The sequence below is a fragment of the Streptomyces sp. NBC_00203 genome (assembly GCF_045206325.1).
GTDB lineage: Bacteria > Actinomycetota > Actinomycetes > Streptomycetales > Streptomycetaceae > Streptomyces > Streptomyces lutosisoli.
The window spans coordinates 4,063,620-4,084,579 of record NZ_CP108126.1 but is presented as its reverse complement, the minus strand read 5'-3'; the positions used below and the strand labels follow the sequence as shown (position 1 = coordinate 4,084,579).

Below are 20,960 nucleotides of genomic sequence, written 5' to 3'. Positions count from 1 at the left end.
ATGGGGTTCACACCGATGGCCCTGAGTGCGAAGCTGTGATCATGAGCCGTAGCGAAGCGCCGCACAACAAAGGCACGGCAGCGACCGGCAACCTCGTGGACCGCCTGCTGAGCGGCCTGCCGGCCGAGGCCGTCCTCATCGACCCGGACATCACGGTCTCGTACGCGAACGACATGGCGAGCTTCTGCGAGGCGGGCACTCCGGCCGTCGTCGTCCTGCCCCGCACCGTCGAGCAGGTCCAGCACGTGATGCGCACCGCGACCGAGCTACGGGTCCCGGTCGTCCCGCAGGGCGCCCGCACCGGCCTGTCGGGCGCCGCCAACGCCTCCGACGGCTGCATCGTGCTGTCCCTGGTGAAGATGGACCGGATCCTGGAGATCAGCCCGGTCGACCGCATCGCCGTCGTCGAGCCGGGCGTCATCAACGCCACGCTCTCCCGCGCCGTCAACGAACACGGCCTGTACTACCCGCCGGACCCCTCCAGCTGGGAGATGTGCACCATCGGCGGCAACATCGGCACGGCCTCCGGCGGCCTGTGCTGCGTGAAGTACGGGGTGACGGCCGAGTACGTACTGGGACTGGATGTCGTGCTCGCCGACGGACGGCTCATGTCCACCGGCCGCCGCACCGCGAAAGGCGTCGCCGGTTACGACCTCACCCGCCTCTTCGTCGGCTCGGAGGGCTCGCTCGGCATCGTCGTACGGGCGATCCTGGCGCTCAAGCCGCAGCCGCCCCAGCAGCTGGTGCTGGCCGCCGAGTTCGGGTCGGCGCGGGCCGCCTGCGACGCCGTGTGCCGGATCATGGAGGGCGGCCATGTGCCGTCGCTCCTCGAACTCATGGACCGTACGACGGTGAAGGCCGTCAACGACATGGCGCACATGGGCCTCCCGGAGACCACCGAGGCGCTCCTCCTCGCCGCCTTCGACACCCACGACCCGGCGGCCGACCTCGCGGCGGTCGGCGCCCTCTGCGAGGCCGCGGGCGCGACGCAGGTGGTCCCCGCGGAGGACGCGGCCGAGTCCGAACTCCTCCTCCAGGCAAGGCGGTTGTCGCTCACCGCGCTCGAAGCGGTCAAGGGCACGACGATGATCGACGACGTGTGCGTGCCGCGCTCGCGGCTCGGCGACATGCTCGAAGGGATCGAGCGCGTCGCCGACAAGTACTCCCTGACGATCGGGGTCTGCGCGCACGCCGGCGACGGCAACACGCACCCCACCGTCTGCTTCGACGCCACCGACCCCGACGAGTCCCGGCGCGCCCGCGAGTCCTTCGACGAGATCATGGCCCTCGGCCTGGAACTCGGCGGCACGATCACCGGCGAGCACGGCGTGGGCGTCCTGAAGAAGGAGTGGCTGGCGCGCGAGATCGGCCCGGTGGGCGTGGAGATGCAGCGGGCGGTCAAGGCGACCTTCGACCCGCTGGGGCTCCTGAACCCGGGCAAGCTCTTCTGAGGCCCGGGCGAGCTCTTCCGGCACCAGAGGACCGGCCCAGGCCTACTCACCGTCCTTGGACTCGTCCGACGGCCACGGATCGCGGAGCCACAGATCGTCGGCCGGTGTGGGCGCGAGCAGCTCGGCGAGGCCCTCGTCGATACCGAGCTGCTCGGCCTCAGAGCCCGGGGGGACCGCCCGCAGGGTGCGCTCCAGCCAGGCGGACACCTGCGCGGAGGGCGCTTCGAGCAGCGCGTCGCCGCCCGGCGAACTCAGCGCCATCAGCACGACGCTGCGGCCCGCGACCTTGGTCGGCCAGATCCGCACATCGCCGTGCCCGCACGGCCGGAACACCCCCTCGACGAGCAACTCGCGGGCGAACGTCCAGTTGACGGGATGGTCGGAGCCGATGTGGAAGGTGATGTGGACGGCGTACGGATCGTCGGTGCGGTAGCTGAGCCGCGCCGGGACGGGGATGCTGCGCTCGGGCGACAGGACGAGTTTGAGCTCGAGTTCGCGTTTCACCACGGTGTGCATGTCGGTGCGCTTCCTTTCGTCGTACGGGGCCCTGTGGGTGGGCCCGTACGAGTGGAGAGCGCGTATGCGCGGAACCATTACGCGGGTTCCGGAAAATTTTTTCGGACCGGCTCAGGGCACCGCTCGGACAGCTCCGGAAGCCCGCTCGCAAGACATGGCGGAACCGCGCCCGAAAGGGGTGGGTACGGCGGGAGCGGCAGTGACAAGCGCGCCCGTCTGATAGATGTGGACCCTCAAAAAGACCCCCGAGCAGATACGGGACGACGGACATGAGCGCCCCAACCCCGGCCCCCGGTGACGACAGGCCCCGCGAAGGGTATTACCCGGATCCCTCCATTCCTGGATATGTCCGGTACTGGAACGGTGCCGCCTGGGTGCCGGGTACGAGCCGTCCGGCGCCCCTGGACGGCGAACCGCTCGCGCCGCCGCCCGGCGCACGCCCCGTGCATGTGCCCGCTCCGGCGCCGGCTCCGGCGGAGGAGACGGGGCCCCACTTCTTCGACGAGGACCCGCAGCCCCGTCCGGCGAGCCCCGCCGAGGCGCAGCACGGCAGCCGGCCCGAGTCCGCCGCCGCGTGGGGCGCCGACCGCTCCCAGCAGACCGGCTTCGGCGGCGAACAGGACCGCAGGGTGTCCTGGGGCGCGCCTCAGGGCGCCGACCCGCGGGTGCCCCGCGCGGCACAGCCGGTGGACGCGATCGTCCAGCCCGACGGGAAGTCCTCCCGCACGGACGGCACGGCGACGATCCCGCCCGCGGACTCCGCCGGCGGCCAGCAGCCGCCGGCGTCCGGTGGCACCGTGGTGTTCCGCCGTCCCACGGGACCGGTGCGGCCGGCGGGGACGGAGAGCCCGGCAGGCGCCGGCAGTACTGGGAACCCGGGTTCCGCCACCCCCGGCGCCCAGGACCCCCTTCCTTCCGACGGCACCATGGCCTTCCGTGCGCTCCCGCGCACGGAGCGGCAGGGCGGGGCGCAGACCGGGAGCACGGGCGCGTCGGCGGGCGCGTCCCCTCAGTCCGCTCAGTCCGCTCAGTCCGCTCAGTCCGCTCCGCCGGGCACGGCCGGTACGTCCGGTGCCGCCGGCGTTTCCGGTGGCGCCGGCGGTGGCTTCGGCGCCGGGCAGGCCGCCCAGGCCGCCGCCGCTGCCCGTAACGCCCCCGCCACCCCTGCCGCTCCCGCGACGCCCGCCACTCCTGCTTCCCCGTCCGTTCCCCAGCAGTCCGGCGGCTCCACCCCCATGGCCAGCGGCGCCGGCGGCGGTCAGCCCTCCTGGGCCCAGCAGGTGCACCAGCTCGCGGGTGCCCCGGGCGAGGAGGGGCAGCCGGTCGCGCCGTGGAAGCCGCCGGTCGACGACATCTTCCAGGCGGCCGCGCGGCGGCACTCGGCGGCGCGGCCCGCGGGCCTGGGCAAGCGGCTGGCCGCACGGCTCGTGGACACCGTCGTGCTGGCCGGTGTCACCGCCGTGGCCGCCGTGCCGCTGGGCACCAAGGCGGTCGACCACATCAACGAAAAGGTCGACGCGGCCAAGCTCTCCGGCGAGAAGGTCACGGTCTGGCTGGTCGACGGCACGACCGCCGGCTACCTCGGCATCGTCCTCGCCGTGCTGCTGCTCTGCGGCGTTCTCTACGACGCGCTGCCCACCGCCAAGTGGGGCCGCACCCTCGGCAAGAAGCTGTGCGGCATCGAGGTGCGCGACATCGAGGGCCACGAACCCCCGTCCTTCGGCCGGGCCCTGCGCCGCTGGCTCGTCTACAGCGTTCCGGGCCTCCTGGCCGTCGGTGTCGTCGGCGTGTTGTGGTGTCTGTTCGACAAGCCGTGGCGCCAGTGCTGGCACGACAAGGCGGCGCACACGTTCGTAGCCGCGTCGTCGTAGGAGTCCGCGGCCGTACGGACAGGGCGATCGGGGTCCCCCGGACGGCCGCTCGCCGGATGCGGAACCGGGGGGTTCGCGGTCGACTCGGGCCATGAGCAGCGAACCGCCGCCCCCAGGCTCCGGCCAGCCACCGGACGAAGACCCGTTCAAGAAGCAGCCCCCGCCTGCCGAGGGCGGCGGTTCCCCGTACGACAGCCCCACGCCGCCGCCTGCGGGCGGCGGTTCTCCGTACGACTCCCCGCCAGGCGGTCAGCCGCCTCCGTTCGGCGGCAGCCAGCCACCCCCTTACGGAGGTGGCGATCCCTACGGCGCAGGCGGCCCCTACGGCGGCGATCCGCTCGCTGGGATGCCTCCGCTCGCCGACAGCGGCAAACGGGTGCTGGCGAGGATCATGGACATGATCCTCGTAGGCATCGTGGTGTGGCTGCTGTCCTGGGCGTTCGGGTTCCACCAGTACACAATGGACACGGACAAGATCAAGTGGGGCGATTCCTTCGGGAAGGAAGTCCTCGCCGCCGTGCTCTACGTCGCCTACGACACCGTGATGATGAGCAAGTCGGGCCAGACCCTGGGCAAGAAGGTGTTCAACCTGCGGGTGGCCAACCTCGACAACGGCGCCACGCCCTCCGCGCAGACCATGCTGATCCGCTCGCTGGTCCTGTGGCTGCCGTTCGCGTTCTGCTGTGCCTGCATCTGGACCGCGATCGCAGGCGGCTGGAGCTTCTTCGACAAGCCCTACAAGCAGGGCCTGCACGACAAGGCGGCCAAGACGGTGGTGGTCAGCACCAGTTGACGCCCGGCAGGGCGGCGGCAGCGCTCCGACGAACGGCGGGTCCGTGCTTCACGGGCCTGCCGGTTCGCGTACGAGGACTCGGCGCGTCACGGTCCCGCCGGTTCGCGTACCGGCTCGGACGACGCGGCGACGGGTACCCGCTCCTCCCTGAGGGGCACGGGGACGGGCACGGGCGTCGGCATGGGCGCCGCGGCGGACGGTGCGGGCTTCGGCAGCGGGACCGTCACGGCCACGAGCAGCCCGAGTGCGAGCGCCGAGAGGGTGATCAGCGCGATCCCCAGGCCCGAACTCGTCTGAGACAGCAGCAGCATGGCGAGGGTGGAGAAGATCACGGTGCAGGAACCGTAGGCGAGCTGTGCGGCGGTCGGACGAGGCATGGCAATCGTGTCCTCGGGTGGGGGTTCTCCCCCCGGGTGCCTCTCGCGATGGGGGAGGGTGCGGATAAGAATCGGGGGTGAGACAACGGTGTCGGCTTGGCTTTCCGCCGACTTCCGACGCTCCGCCAATCGACTCTATTCGCCTGCATGCCCGAGTGGAACGTCCGGTAAGCGTGACCTTACCCACGGTGCCGGAGCACAGGGGGCGCACGGAGTCATCACGTCCAGCAAGTGGACATGCGGGCGCGCCCGTTGGGGGCTTCGCGGGGTGTTCGGATAGCGAACATACGCTCCGCATAAGGCACTTGCCAGGTCCAAGTCAAGGTCTGTCTTTTCTTTGGTAACTCCGGTCAAATGTCGTCACTTGAATCGCGTTACGCGCGCGGACCTCCGAGACCGGGATCCCCCTCCGCGTGAGCGGGCGCGGGGGAGGACATCAAGTGACCAGCAGACCATGGACGTTCAGAGCGACCGCGGTGGGCGTAGCCCTCGCGGCGGCCACCGCCACGTTCTCGACGTTCGCCGTGGCGCAGGCCGACGACGCATCGTCGTCGGCGAGCGTGGAGCGCCACGACCCGCAGCCGGCCAAGACCGATGTCGACCACGACCTCGACGGCCCGCTCAGCAAGACCCAGGCCGCTCAGCGCCAGGAGGCCCTGAACCAGGTCATATCCGGCGACGCCAAGGTCCAGGACCGCAATGGCTCGCAGGTCGTCCAGCTGAAGAGCAAGAAGGGCGACAGCAAGTACGTCGAGCTCGGCCGCGAGAAGACCGACAAGATCTTCACGATCCTGGTCGAGTTCGGCGACAAGACCGACAGCACGGCCGGCGGCACGGCGGGCCCGCTGCACAACCAGATAGCCCAGCCCGACCGCACCAAGGACAACAGCACGGCCTGGCAGGCGGACTACAACCAGGCGCACTACAAGGACCTCTACTTCGGCACCGGCACCGCGTCGATGAAGACCTTCTACGAGAAGCAGTCCTCGGGCCGCTACTCGGTCGACGGCGAGGTCGCCGACTGGGTCAAGGTCCCCTACAACGAGGCCCGTTACGGCAACAACGCCTGCGGCTCCACCAACTGCCCGAGTGTGTGGAACGTCGTCAGTGACGGCGTGACCGCCTGGGTCGCCCAGCAGAAGGCGGCCGGGGCGACCGACGCGGCCATCAAGGCGGACCTGGCCAACTTCGACCAGTGGGACCGCTACGACTTCGACGGCGACGGCAACTTCAACGAGCCCGACGGTTACATCGACCACTTCCAGATCGTGCACGCCGGTGAGGACGAGTCCGCGGGCGGCGGCGTCCAGGGCACCGACGCGATCTGGGCCCACCGCTGGTACGCGTTCGGCACCGACGCGGGCGCCACGGGCCCGTCCGACAACAAGCTCGGCGGCGCCCAGATCGGCGACACCGGCATCTGGGTCGGCGACTACACCATCCAGCCGGAGAACGGCGGACTCGGCGTCTTCGCCCACGAGTACGGCCACGACCTCGGTCTGCCGGACCACTACGACACCACCGGCGGCGGTGAGAACTCCACCGGCTTCTGGACCCTGATGTCCTCCGGTTCCTGGCTCGGCACCGGCAAGGAAGCCATCGGCGACCTCCCCGGCAACTTCAACGCCTGGGACAAGCTCCAGCTCGGCTGGCTCAACTACGACACCGCGAAGGCCGGGACGAAGTCCAAGCACAAGCTGGGTGTCGCCGAGTACAACACCAAGAACAAGCAGGCCCTCGTGGTCTCGCTGCCCGACAAGGAAGTCACCACCACGGTCGTCACCCCGGCCCAGGGCTCGACGCAGTGGTGGAGCGGCAGCGGTGACAACCTGAAGAACACGCTGACCCGTTCCGTGGACCTCACGGGCAAGTCCTCGGCGACGCTGACCCTCGACGGCTACTACGACATCGAGGCGAACTACGACTACCTCTACACCGAGGTCTCCACGGACGGCGGCGCCAACTGGACGGCGCTCGACGGCACGGTGGACGGCGCCGCCATCCCGCGTGACGCCAGCGACAAGCCCGCCCTCACCGGCACGGCCGACGGCTACAAGAAGCTGTCGTACTCGCTCGACGCCTACGCGGGCAAGAAGGTCGACGTCCGCTTCCGCTACCAGACGGACGGCGGCGTGGCCCAGAAGGGCTTCGCGGCCGACGAGATCACCGTGACCGCGGACGGCACCGCCCTGTTCTCCGACAACGCGGAGAGCGCGGACGCGGCGTGGACGGCGAGCGGCTTCTCCCGCATCGGCGCGTCCTTCACCAAGGACTACGCGCAGTACTACCTCGCGGAGAACCGCCAGTACGTCTCGTACGACAAGACCCTCAAGGTCGGCCCGTACAACTTCGGCTTCTCGACGACCCGTCCGGACTGGGTGGAGCACTACCCGTACCAGAACGGCCTGTTGATCTGGAAGTGGGACACCTCGCAGGCGGACAACAACACCAGCGTCCACCCGGGCGTCGGTCTGGTCCTGCCGGTCGACTCGCACCCGGCGGCGCTGAAGTGGTCGAACGGCACGCTGATGCGCAGCCGTATCCAGGCGTACGACTCGCCGTTCAGCCTGTACCGCACGGACGGCATCACGCTGCACAACGCGGACGTCGCGACGAAGATCCCCTCGTCGAAGGGTGTGCCGGTCTTCAACGACCACACCAGCACCTACTACGACGACAGCACCCCGCTGGCCGGTGTCAAGATCACTGACACCAACACCAAGATCAAGATCGTCAAGGAGGCCTTCGATGGCTCCACGATCTCGCTCCAGGTGGGCCCCGCGGTGAAGTAGTCGGCATTTCCGCAGGTCAGAAGCGTATCGGCGGCAACCCTCTGGCGGGTTGCCGCCGATCGTGTTTAGGTGCGTCCTGTGGTTCTCTTATTGACACTGACTCGCACGGGGGTGTGACTGCATGGCCGCAGGAGGTTTCTGCAAGCTGCCTAACGGCAGCGTGGTGGTGGCGTTGAATCTGCCCAGCCCGCCGGGCTCGGGCGGCGGCAGCGTGCGCTTCCTGGTCCTCGCCCAGAACCGCGCCCGCGCCCTGACGCGGCTGCGCAACCTGGGCATGCGTGCGGTCTACCTCCGCGGCAACGCGGCGCCCCCCACTCCGGACGAGGTCACCGCGGTCCTGCACCACCCCGACGGCCTCATATGGCGCATGGCTCCTGACAACGGTGTCGCGGAGCTGTCGCAAGAGCTGTGGCACCCGGTCAGAGCGCTGCTGAGGCGCCCGGCGGCACCGGCGTAGGCCCCCTGTGCCGGGTCGTGGACCACGGGGCCCTGCGTCGCGCCTCAGGCGACGGGGGCCCTGTGTCGCGCCTCAGACCACAGGCTTGCCCGTGAGGTCTACCCCGGCCGCCCGCAGCTCCTCCAGCGCCCGTTCCGTCGTCTCCTCGGCCACCCCTGCGGTGAGGTCGAGGAGCACCTGGGTGCGGAAGCCCGCGCGCGCCGAGTCGAGCGCGGTCGCGCGCACGCAGTGGTCCGTGGCGATGCCGACCACGTCCACCTCGTCGATCTGGCGGGCCCGCAGCCAGTCGCCCAGCGAGACCCCGTTCTCGTCGGCGCCCTCGAAGCCGCTGTACGCCGCCGCGTAGGCACCCTTGTCGAAGACGGCGTCGATCGCGCCGGAGGCGACGACCGGGGCGAAGTTCGGGTGGAAGCCCACCCCCTCCGTGCCGGCCACGCAGTGCGCGGGCCAGGAGTGGACGAAGTCGGGGTTGTCGGCGAAGTGGCCGCCGGGAGCGATGTGGAGGTCGCGGGTCGCGACGACATGGCGGTAGCCGGCGGGGGCCTGCCCGATCAGCTCCGTGATGGCGGCGGCCACATCGGCACCCCCGGCCACCGCGAGGCTGCCGCCCTCGCAGAAGTCGTTCTGCACGTCTACGACGATCAAGGCGCGGCGCATGGTCGGTGTCCTTCGGCTTGGCAGCGGTTCGGTGGGGAGGGGTGCGGGCCCGGCCGTATGTATGAACTACCGAGCCTAGAGACTTCACGTGCGCTGCGGGAGGGGGTATCCGGCTTCCGCGAGCCGTGCGGGCACGCTGCCGTTGCATTCCCGCTCACCGGAGGTTCATGCACGGCGCCACACACGCCCCGCTCACCTCCGGCAACTCAGATGTACTCCGTGGGAAGCACCGGCTCCCCGCGCGACAGCTGCGTCGCCGACAGCGGCAGATTGGCACGGGCCGCCGCGTGCCGGTCCCGTACGACGTCGAGGGGCTCGCGGGCGACGACCTGCCCGCCCTTGATCAGCTCGACCAGGAGCTGCCGGTCGGCCAGCTCACCAGGCACCGGCCCGGTGCCGATCACCTCGGCCTCGGCGATGCCCTGCTCGTCCAGGCGCCGCGCGGCCCACTTGCGCCCGCCGATGGACGTCTTGCCGCCGGAGGACTTCTTCGCCACGGGCGCCAGCGGAGCCTTCGGGTCCGCCGACTCGGCGCGGGCGACCAGCTTGTAGACCATGGAGCAGGTGGGATGGCCGGATCCCGTCACCAGCTGGGTGCCGACGCCGTACGCGTCCACGGGCGCCGCCGCCAGCGAGGCGATGGCGTACTCGTCCAGGTCGGAGGTCACGATGATCTTCGTCTTGGCCGCGCCCAGCTCGTCCAGCTGCTGCCGCACCCGGTGCGCGACGAGCAGCAGGTCACCGGAGTCGATGCGCACCGCGCCCAGCTCGGTCCCCGCGACCTCGACGGCCATCCGTACCGCCTCGGCGACGTCGTACGTGTCCACGAGCAGCGTCGTGCCCCGGCCGAGCGAGTTCACCTGGGCCTGGAAGGCGTCCCGCTCGTGGTCGTGCAGCAGGGTGAAGGCGTGCGCCGAGGTGCCGACGGTGGGAATCCCGTACCGGAACCCGGCGGCCAGGTCGGAGGTCGTGGTGAACCCGCCGACGTACGCGGCCCGTGAGGCGGCGACGGCGGCCAGCTCGTGCGTTCGCCGGGCGCCCATCTCGATCAGTGGCCGGTCACCGGCGGCGGAGGCCATCCGGGAGGCGGCGGCGGCGATGGCGGAATCGTGGTTGAGGATGGAGAGGATCACCGTCTCCAGGAGCACGCACTCCGCGAAGGAGCCCTCGACCCGCAGGATCGGCGAGCCCGGGAAGTACACCTCGCCCTCGGGATAGCCCCACACATCGCCGCTGAAGCGGTACGAGGCGAGCCACTCCAGGGTCGGCTCGTCCACGATCCTCCGCTCCCGCAGAAAGCCGAGGACGTCCGCGTCGAAGCGGAAGTTCTCGACGGCGTCGAGCACGCGCCCGGTGCCCGCCACGACTCCGTAGCGCCGCCCGTCGGGCAGCCGCCGCGTGAAGGCCTCGAAGACCGAGCGCCGCTCGGCGGTCCCCGCGGCCAGCGCGGCCTGCAGCATCGTCAGCTCGTACTGGTCCGTGAAGAGCGCCGTCGAGGGAACATCCACCGGCAGCCCGAGGTCCGCTGTGTTCATGACGGGATCGTACCCCCCATCTCGTCACCTTGACGATTTGTGGGTCCGGTTTCCGCGGACCGTACGGTTTTCGGGGGGTCCATTTGTGCGGGTGCCCCCCTCTGGTGGCAGCATGGGCGGTGTGACGGCTCCCGCACCCCTAGAGATCGAAAAGACCGAGTCGGCGGAGGAGGTCTTCGCCGTACCCGAGCCCGACGTTCCCTGGGTGACGATCGTTCACAACGACCCGGTCAACCTCATGAGCTACGTGACGTATGTCTTCCAGACGTACTTCGGCTACACCAAGGACAAGGCCACCAAGCTCATGATGGACGTCCACCACAAGGGCCGGGCGGTCGTCTCCAGTGGCTCGCGCGAGGAGATGGAGCGCGACGTACAGGCCATGCACGGCTACGGTCTGTGGGCCACCCTCCAGCAGGACCGGAAATAGCCCGCACAGTCCGCCCAGCCCGTACAGCCCGCACATTCAGGCGCAGGACCGGAAGTAGCGAACTCACTCCCATGCCAGGACACTTCGAACCGATCCCCGGTGGCGGCGCGGCCGTCGCGCTCGACGAGGTCGAGATCTCCATCATCCGCTCCCTCGCCGTCCAGCTCCTGGAGCTCATCGGTCCCGGCCCGGCGGAGAACGCCCCCGACGACCCGCTCGCCGAGCTGTTCGCGGAGGGCCCCAGCGAGCCGCCCGCCGACCCCGTGCTGAAGCGCCTGTTCCCCGACGCGTACAGCGGCCCCGACGTCGAGGCCACCTCGCCCGAGCAGGCCGAGGAGCAGCGCGCGCACTCCGCGGAGTTCCGCCGCTTCACCGAGAACGACCTGCGCGCGGCCAAGCGCGGATACGCCCTCACGGTGATCCGCTCCCTCGACGCGCTCACCACGGGGGGTGACGGCGGCGCCGTCCTCAAGCTGTCCGCCGAGGAGTCCGAGCAGTGGCTGCGCGCCCTGAACGATCTGCGGCTGGCGATCGGCTCCCGACTCGACGTCGTCGACGAGGAGGACACCGACCTCCTCTACCGGCTTCCGGACGAGGACCCGCGCAAGCCGATGGTGATGGCGTATCTGTGGCTGGGCGGGCTCCAGGAGACCCTCGTCGAAACCCTTATGCCCTGACTCGTCCCGATCAGGTGTTCGCTCAGCGGACGCTCAAATCCGGATAACGATCCTGTCACCACTGTGGCCTGTTGTGCGCGCCTAGGTAGTCGTTTGTCCGGTTCTCCCTGTGGTGTGCCTTACATCGGCCACCGCCGTGCCCTGTCGCGACCGTGATAGATCTTCACGACCGCCCGACCGACACCACCCATGTCCGGTCGGGTGCGCCACCGAGCCGGCGGATCGCCGGCCAGGCACAGCTCCACCTATCCGGGGGGATCGGAAACCGATCCGAAGCCAAGGGACTGGCTCGGATCGGCATGGAGAAAGGCGCACCACGCATGACCTCCTCGCAGGTCGGTAAGCACGATCAGGGCCGTGCCGGCAGTGAGGCCGTGAACGGCGACGCCCCCGAAGAGGGGTACGAGCGCGGGCTCGGCAGCCGTCAGGTCCAGATGATCGCGATCGGCGGCGCCATCGGCGTGGGCCTCTTCCTGAATGCCGGGGCGAACATCGCCAAGGCGGGGCCGAGCCTCATCCTGATGTACGCCCTCGCAGGCGTGATCATCTTCTTCATCATGCGGGCGCTCGGCGAGCTCCTGCTCTACCGCCCGGTCTCGGGCTCCTTCGCGGAGTACTCCCGCGAGTTCCTCGGCCCCTTCTTCGGCTACTTCACCGGCTGGACGTACTGGCTGATGTGGGTGGTCACCGGCATGGCGGAACTGACCGCCGCCGCCATCTACGTCCACTACTGGTTCCCGGCGATCCCGCAGTGGGTGTCGGCCCTGGTCTTCCTGGTCGTTCTCTTCGTCGCCAACCTGATCTCGGTGAAGGTGTTCGGCGAGATCGAGTTCTGGGCCTCGATGATCAAGGTCACCGCCCTCATCGGCATGATCGTGATCGGCCTGGGCGTGCTCACCTTCGGCTTCAGCTCGGCCGGCGACACCGCCGCGGTCTCCAACCTCTGGGAGTTCGACGGCTTCTTCCCCAAGGGCATCGGCTCGTCCCTGATGACCCTGCAGGGCGTGATGTTCGCGTACCTGGCCGTCGAGCTGGTCGGTGTCACGGCGGGCGAGTCGGAGAACCCCGAGAAGACCCTCCCCAAGGCGATCAACACCCTGCCCTGGCGCATCGCGCTGTTCTACGTCGGTGCCCTCACGGTCATCCTCTGCGTCGTGAAGTGGACCGAGTTCGCGCCGGGCGTGAGCCCGTTCGTGAAGGCCTTCGCGATGATCGGCATCCCGGCGGGCGCGGGCATCGTCAACTTCGTCGTCCTCACCGCCGCGCTGTCCTCCTGCAACTCGGGCATGTACTCCACGGGCCGCATGCTGCGCAACCTCGCCGAGAGCGGCGAGGCCCCGCGCGCCTTCAGCAAGCTGTCGGCCAGCAAGACCCCGGCGCTCGGCATCACCGTCTCGGTCCTCTTCATGGGCATCGGCGTGGTCCTGAACTACGTCGTCCCGGAGAAGGCCTTCGGCTACGTCACCTCGGTGGCCACCGCGGCCGGTATCTGGACCTGGCTGATGATCCTGGTCAGCCACATCCTGTACCGCCGCGCGGTCGACGCGGGCCGGCTGCCCGCGTCCTCCTTCCCGGCCCCGGGCGGCGCGAAGTGCAGCTGGATCGCCGTGGTGTTCCTGCTCTTCGTCACCGGCCTCATCGCGTACGACCCCGACTCCCGCGTCTGTCTCTACGTGATGGCCGTCTGGGCCGCCGCCCTGGCCGTCGGCTGGGCGATCCTGAAGGCCCGGAACCCGCAGGTCATCGAGGGCCGCGAGGGCCGCGAGCCGGAGTTCGAGAAGGTCGGCTGAGCATCCGGTGAGCATCCGGGCTCTTTGAGCAGCTCACCATGCGGGCCGCCCCGTACCACGCCTCGGTACGGGGCGGCCCGTCTGCTTATCGCGACGAATTATCCTGACGAACATGCTGACCATCACCCAGGCCCTCTTCGACCAGATCGTCGCGCACGCGCGCCAGGACCACCCCGACGAGGCGTGCGGCGTCGTCGCGGGCCCGGCGGGCACGGGCCGCCCCGAGCGGTTCATCCCGATGCTCAACGCCGCCCGCTCGCCCACGTTCTACGAGTTCGACTCCGGCGACCTGCTGAAGCTGTACCGCGAGATGGACGACCGCGACGAGGAGCCGGTGATCATCTACCACTCCCACACGGCGACCGAGGCGTACCCGTCCCGCACGGACCTCTCGTACGCGAACGAGCCGGGCGCGCACTACGTCCTCGTCTCCACGGCGGACACGGACGACGCCGGCCCGTTCCAGTTCCGCTCCTACCGGATCGTGGAGGGCGACGTGACGGAGGAGGAGATCAGGGTCGTGGAGACGTACTGAGCCGCGGACACGCATACTGAGCCGCTACTGAGCCGCTCACCCGCCTGCCGATCTCACCCACCGGTTGAAAAGTGTCCGGTATGCGAGATCACACTCCGGGACCCGGACCGGGAATCGATACGATGAGCCCATGGTTTCCCACGACGTGAGCGACAAGACGCCGGGCATGCTGCTCGTGGCGCGGCTGCACGTCGACCTGTGCAGGCTGCAGAGCGCCATCTGTACGCGCTGACTGCCGCCGCCGTACGGCCGTGAGCCGCGGCTACGCACCCGGCGTACCCCTTGCTTTCCCGCTTCACCGCGCTGCCGCGCGCCCACCGACCTGACTTTCCTTCCGACAGGAGCCCGCAACCATGGCCATCGAGGTCCGCATCCCCACCATCCTCCGCACCTACACCGGTGGCGAGAAGGCCGTCCAGGGCGGCGGCGCGACCCTCGCCGAGCTCTTCACCGACCTCGAGACCCGGCACGCGGGCATCCAGGCCCGCATCGTGGACAACGGCGAGCTGCGCCGCTTCGTCAACGTCTACCTGAACGACGAGGACGTCCGCTTCCTCGACGGCATCAACACCAAGCTGACCGACGGCGACAGCGTCACGATCCTGCCGGCCGTCGCCGGCGGCATGTTCTGATCGGCTGCTGACCCCTCATGCGCTACGACTCCCCGCTCGCCGCGGTAGGCAACACCCCTCTGGTGCGCCTGCCGCGGCTGTCGCCGTCCGCGGACGTCCGCATCTGGGCGAAGCTGGAGGACCGCAACCCGACGGGTTCGGTCAAGGACCGCCCGGCCCTCCACATGATCGAACAGGCGGAGAAGGACGGCCGGCTGACGCCGGGCTGCACGATCCTGGAGCCCACCTCCGGCAACACCGGCATCTCCCTGGCCATGGCCGCGAAGCTCAAGGGCTACCGCATGGTCTGCGTGATGCCCGAGAACACCTCGCACGAACGCCGTGACCTGCTGGGCATGTGGGGCGCCGAGATCATCTCCAGCCCCGCCGCCGGTGGCTCCAACACCGCCGTACGGGTCGCCAAGGAACTGTCGGCCGAGCATCCCGACTGGGTCATGCTCTACCAGTACGGCAACCCGGACAACGCGGGCGCGCACTACGCGACGACCGGGCCCGAGATCCTCGCCGACCTCCCCTCGATCACGCACTTCGTGGCCGGGCTGGGGACGACGGGGACGCTGATGGGCGTCGGCCGCTTCCTTCGCGAGAACAAGCCCGACATCAAGATCGTCGCCGCCGAGCCGCGCTACGACGACCTGGTGTACGGCCTGCGCAACCTCGACGAGGGCTTCGTTCCCGAGCTGTACGACGCGTCGGTCCTCACCAGCCGTTTCTCGGTCGGCTCCGCGGACGCGGTGACCCGGACCCGGGAGCTCCTCCAGCAGGAGGGCATCTTCGCGGGGGTGTCCACCGGGGCCGCGCTGCACGCCGCGATCGGTGTCGGCAACAAGGCCGTCAAGTCGGGCGAGCCCGCCGACATCGTCTTCATCGTCGCCGACGGCGGGTGGAAGTACCTCTCGACGGGCGTCTACACCGCCGCGACGACAGAGGAAGCGATCGAGACTCTGCAGGGCCAGCTCTGGGCGTAAGGGCTCCAGCGGCCTTTTCTCCGCCCCCGCCGCCCCTACCCGTCCCATCCCCAGGGGCTCTGCCCCTTCGACCCCGTTCGGTTGTGTGTCGGGTGCGGGCCGGTGGGGGCTGGTCCAAAAGATTGCGCAGTTCCCCGCGCCCCTAAAAGGGGCGCGGGGAACTGCGCAATCTTTAGGGGGGTCTGGGGGCGGAGCCCCCAGGGATGGGACGGGTAGGGGCGGCGGGGGCGAACAAAGCGCCTGTTCAGCCCGCCAGGTAGCGGACCTGGTCCCACAGCACCGGATCCACCACGCCCACCCTCCGCCGGAAGTCCCACACAAGCATCTCCCGCAGTTCATCCGTCTCAAGGAAGCTGGCCCGCCCGTGGGCATCCCCCACGGCACCCGGCGGCAGCGGAATCACCCCGGCCCGCTCATCGTGGTACTTGCTGGTGATCTTCGCGACGGTCACCCGATCCCCCCGCACAGCGAGCACCAGACACGGCCGGTCCTTACCCCCGGGCCCGTCCTCGTAGGGCACGTTCGCCCACCAGATCTCCGCGGGGCGAGGCCGCGGCGCCCCCCGCCGACGCCCACCCGCCCGCCCCGGCGGACGCGTACGCCCAGCCGGCCGGCGCCCACGGCGCCCCCAGCCGTCCACCAGCGTCGCGACCAGCGCGAGCAGCACCACCGCCGCGAGCGCGAGCCACCAGGACGTGTCCATACCGAAGAAGGTACCGGCGCGTATCCCCGCTCGCCCCCCGCCTCGAAGGACCCGGGCGGGTCCGGCCCACCTCATGTCCATCCGAACCGGTGACAGCACAGGTGAGTTCGCCCACAACGGCCCCTGGCGGAGGAGCGACCGGCCCTTTTGCGCCTTACGCTCGACGGACCGCACGACCCCCGTTCCCGTATCTGCATCCGAGTATCTGCACCCCGCATCTACTCTCTGCACTTCCTGCCAGCGCGGAGGTTCCAGCTCATATGAAGCTCACCGTCGTCGGCTGCTCGGGGTCGTTCCCGTCCGCGGAATCGGCCTGTTCGAGCTACCTCGTAGAGGCCGACGGCTTCCGGCTGCTTCTCGACATGGGCAATGGTGCCCTTGGCGAGCTGCAGCGCCACTGCGGTCTTTACGACCTCGACGCGATCTTCCTCAGCCATCTGCACGCCGACCACTGCATCGACATGTGCGCGTACTTCGTCGCGCGCTACTACCGCCATGACGGCGGCCGCTGCGCCCCCATCCCGGTCTACGGCCCCGAGGGCACCGAACAGCGCCTGACCACCGCGTACGCCGACACGCCGTCCGCCTCCTCGATGAGCGAGGTCTTCGACTTCCACACCGTCAAGCCGGGCACGTTCGACATCGGCCCGTTCACCGTGCACACGGAGCGGGTGCGCCACCCCGTGGAGGCGTACGGCATCCGAGTGGAGCACGAGGGCAGGTCCCTCACGTACTCCGGGGACACGGGCGTGACCGAGGCCCTGGACGAACTCGCCCGCGACACGGACCTGTTCCTGTGCGAGGCGGCGTTCACCCATGGCAAGGAGAACATCCCCGACCTCCACCTCAACGGCCGCGAGGCAGGCGAGACCGCCACCCGCGCCGGAGCCCGCCGCGTCCTGCTCACCCACATCCCGCCGTGGACGGACCCCCAGATCAACCTGGAGGACGCGCGTGCGGTGTACGCGGGTCCGGCGGAACTGGCGATGCCCGGGCTGTCGTACGAGATCTAGAGCCCGTACGGAGGACAAGGCCCCCGGAACCCATCGGTTCCGGGGGCCTTCGCGCCGCCGCGGCCCCTATCGGGTGCTGTCCCGCACGCCGGGCAGTACGCGCGCCAGCATCTCGAAGTCCTCGGTCACGCTCTCCCCGGCACCGCGGGCGACGGCCTTGCGGTAGGCGGGTGCGACCGTCTCGTATCTGCCGCTGGCGAGGGCGAGCGTCGACTGCAGTTCGAACAGCCTGGCCATGAGATGGCGGTTGCCCGGCTCCTCGTCCGGCTCGACCGCGGCGACCGCGTCGACGAGTGCGGAGAGACGGCCGAGGAGCCGGCTGGACTCCATGACGGTGCGGTAGTACGTGGCTTCCACCGTCCGTCCGGCCTCGGCGAGCCGGGCGGCGTACCGCACGATGTGGTCCGTCCCGCCGAAGCGGACGGCCAGCTCGCACAGCAGGATCCACGCGTCGACGACCCGCTCCGCCCGGTAGTCGGGCGCCCCGGCCACCGGCTCGGCGACGGTCGCCTCCACCCGGGCGAAGGAAGTCATCAGCTCCTCCCTGGACGCCGTCCGGTAGTCCACGGTGTCGCGCACCTCGTAGTAGACCCACTTCGGGTTGTCGGGCTCCTCGTCGCGGCACAGCCGGCTCAACCTGCCGTACAGATCCTGTTTTCCGCGCTTCTCGATCACCTCCGGCAGGTATCCCGAATGGTCAAGGCGGGCGTCGATCTGGACGCGGGCGGGGGCGTTGCCCGCGTCGTCGTAGGGATGTTCGTGAACCCGCCCCCGGAAGCGGAAGGGGCCACCGGCCCGAAGGACGCGTTGGGTGTTGGTGTATGTCGGCCCTTCGACGTCGACGATGGCGGGGGACACGACGAAGTCGGTGGCCGGCAGGAGGAAGTCGAGGAGGCCGAGGGCACGCCTCAATCTGCCCGCGTGCTCCAGCTGGAGGACCTCGTCCGCGTCCACGTAGAGGATCCAGCCCTCCGTGATGTGCCGGAGGGCGAGATTCCGGTGGTGGGAGAAGTCGTCGACCCACGGCGCGGACAGCACCCGTACGTCACCGCGGGCCGCGCGGGCCCGCTCCACAGTGGCGTCGGTGGACCCGGAGTCGATCAGCAGGCAGTGGTCGATGTCCTGGGCGAGTGCTGTGAGGCAGCGCGCGATGCCGTCCTCCTCGTCACGGGTGAGGACCGCGGCCGTGACCGGTGCGGGGCGGTGGCGTTCATAGCGCGCCGCCAGTTCGACCGGGTCCGGCGAAGGGAGCCGCGCCGCCGCCAGGTCCATCGACACGGTGGTGACCAGGGCCAGATCGGACGCGAGCCGGGACGGGGGGAGGCCGTCGGGCGTGCGGGCGAGATCCAGCAGTTCCGCGAACTTCATCGTGTGGCAAGGTCCTTCTGATCGAGTTCGGTCGGTGCGTGCTCAGTCGATGGAGTGGCTCAGGTCGAACGTGACGTCCTGGACATGGCCGTGCGAGACCACGATCTTGGTCCCCTTGACGGTTCGGAGGTGACCCCAGACGCGGGTGAAGGTCTCACGGTCGATGCCGCTGAACGACTCGTCGAAGAGATAGACCTGCGGGGCGTGCAGCACGGCGCGGGCTATCGAGAGCCGTTGGATCTGCCCCCGCGACAGGCCCGCACCCGTGTCCCGTACGGGTTCGTCGAGCCCTTCGGGGAGGGTTTCGAGGACTTCCAGGAAACAGGCGACGCGGCAGGCCTCGATGATGTCGGCCTCGCCGTGGGGGACGCCGAGTGTCAGGTTCTCGCGCAGGGACGCGGTCAGCAGCACCGGGTTCTCCGGTACGTAGAGGACGCGGCGGCGCAGCTCGGACTCGCGGATCCGGCTGACTTCGGCGCCGCCCAGGGTGATGCTCCCGCGATAGCCGGAGTGCGTCCCGGCCAGGAGGGCGAGCAGCGTGCTCTTTCCCGATCCGTTCGCGCCCCGCAGCAGCACACTCGTGCCGTGGGGGACATCGAGGTCGCAGTCCGCGAGCGCGTCGCGCCCGGAGCCCTCGTAGGAGAAACGCAGCGATCTGACGGAGAGGTCGGCCGGTTCGAGCGGTGTCTGCGCTTCCGACTCCGGCAGTTCCTGACGGGCGTCGTCCCGCTGGAGGACCACGTCCCGATAGCGGCCGAGGGCGGCCGAGGTGCGCTGTACGGTGACCTGAAGGGAGGCGACGGAGTCCATGGAGCCGAGAAAGTAGCCGGACATGGTCAGAAAGCCGAAGACCTGACCGACGGTGAGCGAGCCGGAGAGCATTTGCGTCAGCCCCGCCCAGGCGACCACGATCGTGAAAACGCCCTGGTTGCCCGCCTTGACAACGGAGTTGAGATTCTCCAGGCGCCCCAGCCGTGTCTCCGACGCGACCCTCCGCCGCAGTGCCCGCGCCATCCGGTCGAAGGCGAATTCACGTTTTCCGTAACCGATCAGTTCGCTGTGCCCCTGCAGAATGGTGAGGGTTTCCGACTTCAGCGTGGCGTCGCGCTGAAGTGCTTCCTCCGCGGCATTCCGGATGTGCGGATAAAGGAGGAACGAGCTGAGCAGATTGATCGCGGCGGGAGGCAGGAGGACCAGGAAAAGAATCGGGCTCGCCGCGAGAAGATAGATTCCGATGGACAGGACGACACCGATGTCGATGGCCGCTCGTACCGCGGCCGCGGTGACCAGTCCCTGGATTTCCTGCACATCGTCGAGCCGGCTCACCAGATCGCCGGCCCGTCGGCTCTTGAAGTACGGGGCGGGAAGCCGGAGGAGTTTGCGCAGATAGCTTTCCGACAGTCGTCGTTGCAGCGACTGGCTCAGCGCGACGACGGCGCGGCCCCGCAGATACTGGACCGCTGCGGCCGACAGCGCCACGGCGATGAACTCGCCGGACATGAGAGCGAGTTCGCGTCCGGAGCCGTCCCGCATGACGCGGTCCACCGCCATCTGCACGAACAGGCTGTTCAACAGGGCCACCCCGGCGACGATCGCGGTCGTCGTCAGGATCAGGGCCAGCCGCCCCCAGTGCTCACGCACCGCCTGCCGGAGGAACTGCTGCTCACGCGGCCGACGGATGCGTGCCGCCGGCGTCCGTCGCGCGGCCGGCCGGTCGGTGACCAGGGCCTCGCCGTGGAACACCGCGGCCAGCGTCTCGGCGGCGATACGCACCGGACGGTGCAGCAGGGGGTCGCTGACGACGAAGTCACCGCCTTCGGTGACCTCGTGCACGACGACGAAATGCCGGTAGCCTCCGTCTTCGTCCAGCAGGACGATCGTCGGCCCCGCCACGCGCAGGGCCTGCCCCAACTGGTCGGCGTCCAGCCGCAGAAGCTCGCTGTCGACGCCGTAGCCGGCCAGGACGTCGCGGAGCCTCAGGAGGTTCGAGCCGCGTTCGCCCAGCCCGACGGACTCGCGCAGGATCGCCGCGTCGACCCGCGCCCCGTGCCGCAGCAGCACCGTGCGGACGGATGCGGGACCGCAGTCGGTGTCCCCCGACTGATGGGTGTGGAATCGCTGCCACTTCAACGAAGGTCTCCCCCGACCGAGCGAAAGAAGGCGCCCGCCCCGGGAGGGGCGGGCGCCGATACCTACTACAGCTTGTCGCAGCCCAGCGACTTCCAGAGCTTGTAGTAGTCCCCGTAGCTGCAGGAAAGCGGATTGCCGATCTGGGCGAAAATCCACTCGCACTGCGCGCGGCTCGGCTTGCCCTCACCGGAGGCGGCGGCCGCCTCCTCGTCGGTGAGAGCGGTGAACTGCATGTCACGAAGAGTCTGAAGGCTCATCGAATTTC

21 protein-coding genes are annotated in these 20,960 nt (G+C 69.6%); 13 read left to right on the top strand and 8 right to left on the bottom strand.

Annotation, left to right across the window (positions count from 1 at the left end):
- Positions 1–35 precede the first annotated feature (35 nt).
- Positions 36–1,451 carry an FAD-binding oxidoreductase gene (locus OG975_RS18430; protein WP_406330370.1) on the top strand — a complete coding sequence of 472 codons (1,416 nt, stop codon included), beginning with the start codon at positions 36–38 and terminating at the stop codon, positions 1,449–1,451.
- Positions 1,452–1,493: 42 nt separating this feature from the next.
- Here OG975_RS18430 and OG975_RS18425 read toward each other — a convergent pair whose 3' ends face one another.
- On the bottom strand, positions 1,494–1,967 hold the full coding sequence (locus OG975_RS18425; RefSeq protein ID WP_406330369.1) for an SsgA family sporulation/cell division regulator: 474 nt from the start codon (positions 1,965–1,967) through the stop codon (positions 1,494–1,496).
- 269 nt (positions 1,968–2,236) lie between these two features.
- Here OG975_RS18425 and OG975_RS18420 point away from each other — a divergent pair, with 269 nt between their 5' ends.
- Positions 2,237–3,838, top strand: a complete 1,602-nt coding sequence (locus OG975_RS18420) for an RDD family protein (RefSeq protein WP_406330368.1) — start codon at positions 2,237–2,239, stop codon at positions 3,836–3,838.
- A 91-nt stretch (positions 3,839–3,929) separates the two neighbouring features.
- Positions 3,930–4,631: an RDD family protein gene (locus tag OG975_RS18415; RefSeq protein WP_406330367.1), complete on the top strand. Its 702-nt coding sequence runs from the start codon at positions 3,930–3,932 to the stop codon at positions 4,629–4,631.
- A gap of 86 nt (positions 4,632–4,717) precedes the next feature.
- On the opposite strand, the gene OG975_RS18410 is transcribed toward OG975_RS18415, so the two are convergent.
- Positions 4,718–5,008 carry a hypothetical protein gene (locus OG975_RS18410; protein ID WP_406330366.1) on the bottom strand — a complete coding sequence of 97 codons (291 nt, stop codon included), beginning with the start codon at positions 5,006–5,008 and terminating at the stop codon, positions 4,718–4,720.
- Between the two features lie 440 nt (positions 5,009–5,448).
- Between OG975_RS18410 and OG975_RS18405 the strand changes: the two genes are divergently transcribed.
- A complete protein-coding gene (locus OG975_RS18405; RefSeq protein WP_406330365.1) occupies positions 5,449–7,800 on the top strand; it encodes an immune inhibitor A domain-containing protein in 2,352 nt (783 codons plus the stop codon).
- Positions 7,801–7,921: 121 nt separating this feature from the next.
- Positions 7,922–8,257, top strand: a complete 336-nt coding sequence (locus OG975_RS18400) for a hypothetical protein (protein WP_406330364.1) — start codon at positions 7,922–7,924, stop codon at positions 8,255–8,257.
- Between the two features lie 72 nt (positions 8,258–8,329).
- On the opposite strand, the gene OG975_RS18395 is transcribed toward OG975_RS18400, so the two are convergent.
- Entirely contained in the window at positions 8,330–8,914 is a 585-nt protein-coding gene (locus tag OG975_RS18395; RefSeq protein ID WP_406330363.1) for an isochorismatase family protein, read from the bottom strand.
- A gap of 206 nt (positions 8,915–9,120) precedes the next feature.
- A complete protein-coding gene (locus tag OG975_RS18390) occupies positions 9,121–10,449 on the bottom strand; it encodes a nicotinate phosphoribosyltransferase (RefSeq protein WP_406330362.1) in 1,329 nt (442 codons plus the stop codon).
- A 112-nt stretch (positions 10,450–10,561) separates the two neighbouring features.
- Here OG975_RS18390 and clpS point away from each other — a divergent pair, with 112 nt between their 5' ends.
- The 7 genes from clpS to OG975_RS18355 all read left to right on the top strand — a co-directional run bounded on the left by clpS (position 10,562) and on the right by OG975_RS18355 (position 15,481).
- On the top strand, positions 10,562–10,879 hold the full coding sequence (gene clpS / locus OG975_RS18385; RefSeq protein WP_330304891.1) for an ATP-dependent Clp protease adapter ClpS: 318 nt from the start codon (positions 10,562–10,564) through the stop codon (positions 10,877–10,879).
- A 71-nt stretch (positions 10,880–10,950) separates the two neighbouring features.
- Positions 10,951–11,556, top strand: coding sequence for a DUF2017 domain-containing protein (locus OG975_RS18380; RefSeq protein ID WP_406330361.1), 606 nt, complete (start codon positions 10,951–10,953; stop codon positions 11,554–11,556).
- A 320-nt stretch (positions 11,557–11,876) separates the two neighbouring features.
- Positions 11,877–13,346 (top strand): amino acid permease, encoded by a 1,470-nt coding sequence (locus OG975_RS18375; protein ID WP_406330359.1) that lies wholly within the window; start codon positions 11,877–11,879, stop codon positions 13,344–13,346.
- A gap of 112 nt (positions 13,347–13,458) precedes the next feature.
- Positions 13,459–13,881 (top strand): Mov34/MPN/PAD-1 family protein, encoded by a 423-nt coding sequence (locus OG975_RS18370; RefSeq protein WP_406330358.1) that lies wholly within the window; start codon positions 13,459–13,461, stop codon positions 13,879–13,881.
- Positions 13,882–14,011: 130 nt separating this feature from the next.
- Entirely contained in the window at positions 14,012–14,113 is a 102-nt protein-coding gene (locus tag OG975_RS18365) for a putative leader peptide (protein ID WP_313904860.1), read from the top strand.
- Positions 14,114–14,234: 121 nt separating this feature from the next.
- Positions 14,235–14,513: a MoaD/ThiS family protein gene (locus OG975_RS18360; RefSeq protein ID WP_406330357.1), complete on the top strand. Its 279-nt coding sequence runs from the start codon at positions 14,235–14,237 to the stop codon at positions 14,511–14,513.
- A gap of 17 nt (positions 14,514–14,530) precedes the next feature.
- Entirely contained in the window at positions 14,531–15,481 is a 951-nt protein-coding gene (locus tag OG975_RS18355; protein ID WP_406330356.1) for a PLP-dependent cysteine synthase family protein, read from the top strand.
- Between the two features lie 244 nt (positions 15,482–15,725).
- On the opposite strand, the gene OG975_RS18350 is transcribed toward OG975_RS18355, so the two are convergent.
- Positions 15,726–16,184 (bottom strand): type II toxin-antitoxin system PemK/MazF family toxin, encoded by a 459-nt coding sequence (locus OG975_RS18350; RefSeq protein WP_406330355.1) that lies wholly within the window; start codon positions 16,182–16,184, stop codon positions 15,726–15,728.
- Positions 16,185–16,444: 260 nt separating this feature from the next.
- On the opposite strand from OG975_RS18350, the gene OG975_RS18345 reads away from it, so the two are divergent.
- On the top strand, positions 16,445–17,197 hold the full coding sequence (locus tag OG975_RS18345) for an MBL fold metallo-hydrolase (RefSeq protein WP_406330354.1): 753 nt from the start codon (positions 16,445–16,447) through the stop codon (positions 17,195–17,197).
- Between the two features lie 66 nt (positions 17,198–17,263).
- Here the strand turns inward: OG975_RS18345 and OG975_RS18340 are convergent, their stop codons facing one another.
- The 3 genes from OG975_RS18340 to OG975_RS18330 all read right to left on the bottom strand — a co-directional run bounded on the left by OG975_RS18340 (position 17,264) and on the right by OG975_RS18330 (position 20,952).
- A complete protein-coding gene (locus tag OG975_RS18340; RefSeq protein WP_406330352.1) occupies positions 17,264–18,565 on the bottom strand; it encodes a glycosyltransferase in 1,302 nt (433 codons plus the stop codon).
- A 42-nt stretch (positions 18,566–18,607) separates the two neighbouring features.
- Positions 18,608–20,695, bottom strand: a complete 2,088-nt coding sequence (locus tag OG975_RS18335) for a peptidase domain-containing ABC transporter (RefSeq protein ID WP_406330351.1) — start codon at positions 20,693–20,695, stop codon at positions 18,608–18,610.
- A gap of 65 nt (positions 20,696–20,760) precedes the next feature.
- Positions 20,761–20,952, bottom strand: a complete 192-nt coding sequence (locus OG975_RS18330; RefSeq protein ID WP_406330350.1) for a hypothetical protein — start codon at positions 20,950–20,952, stop codon at positions 20,761–20,763.
- Between the last annotated feature and the right edge of the window lie 8 nt (positions 20,953–20,960).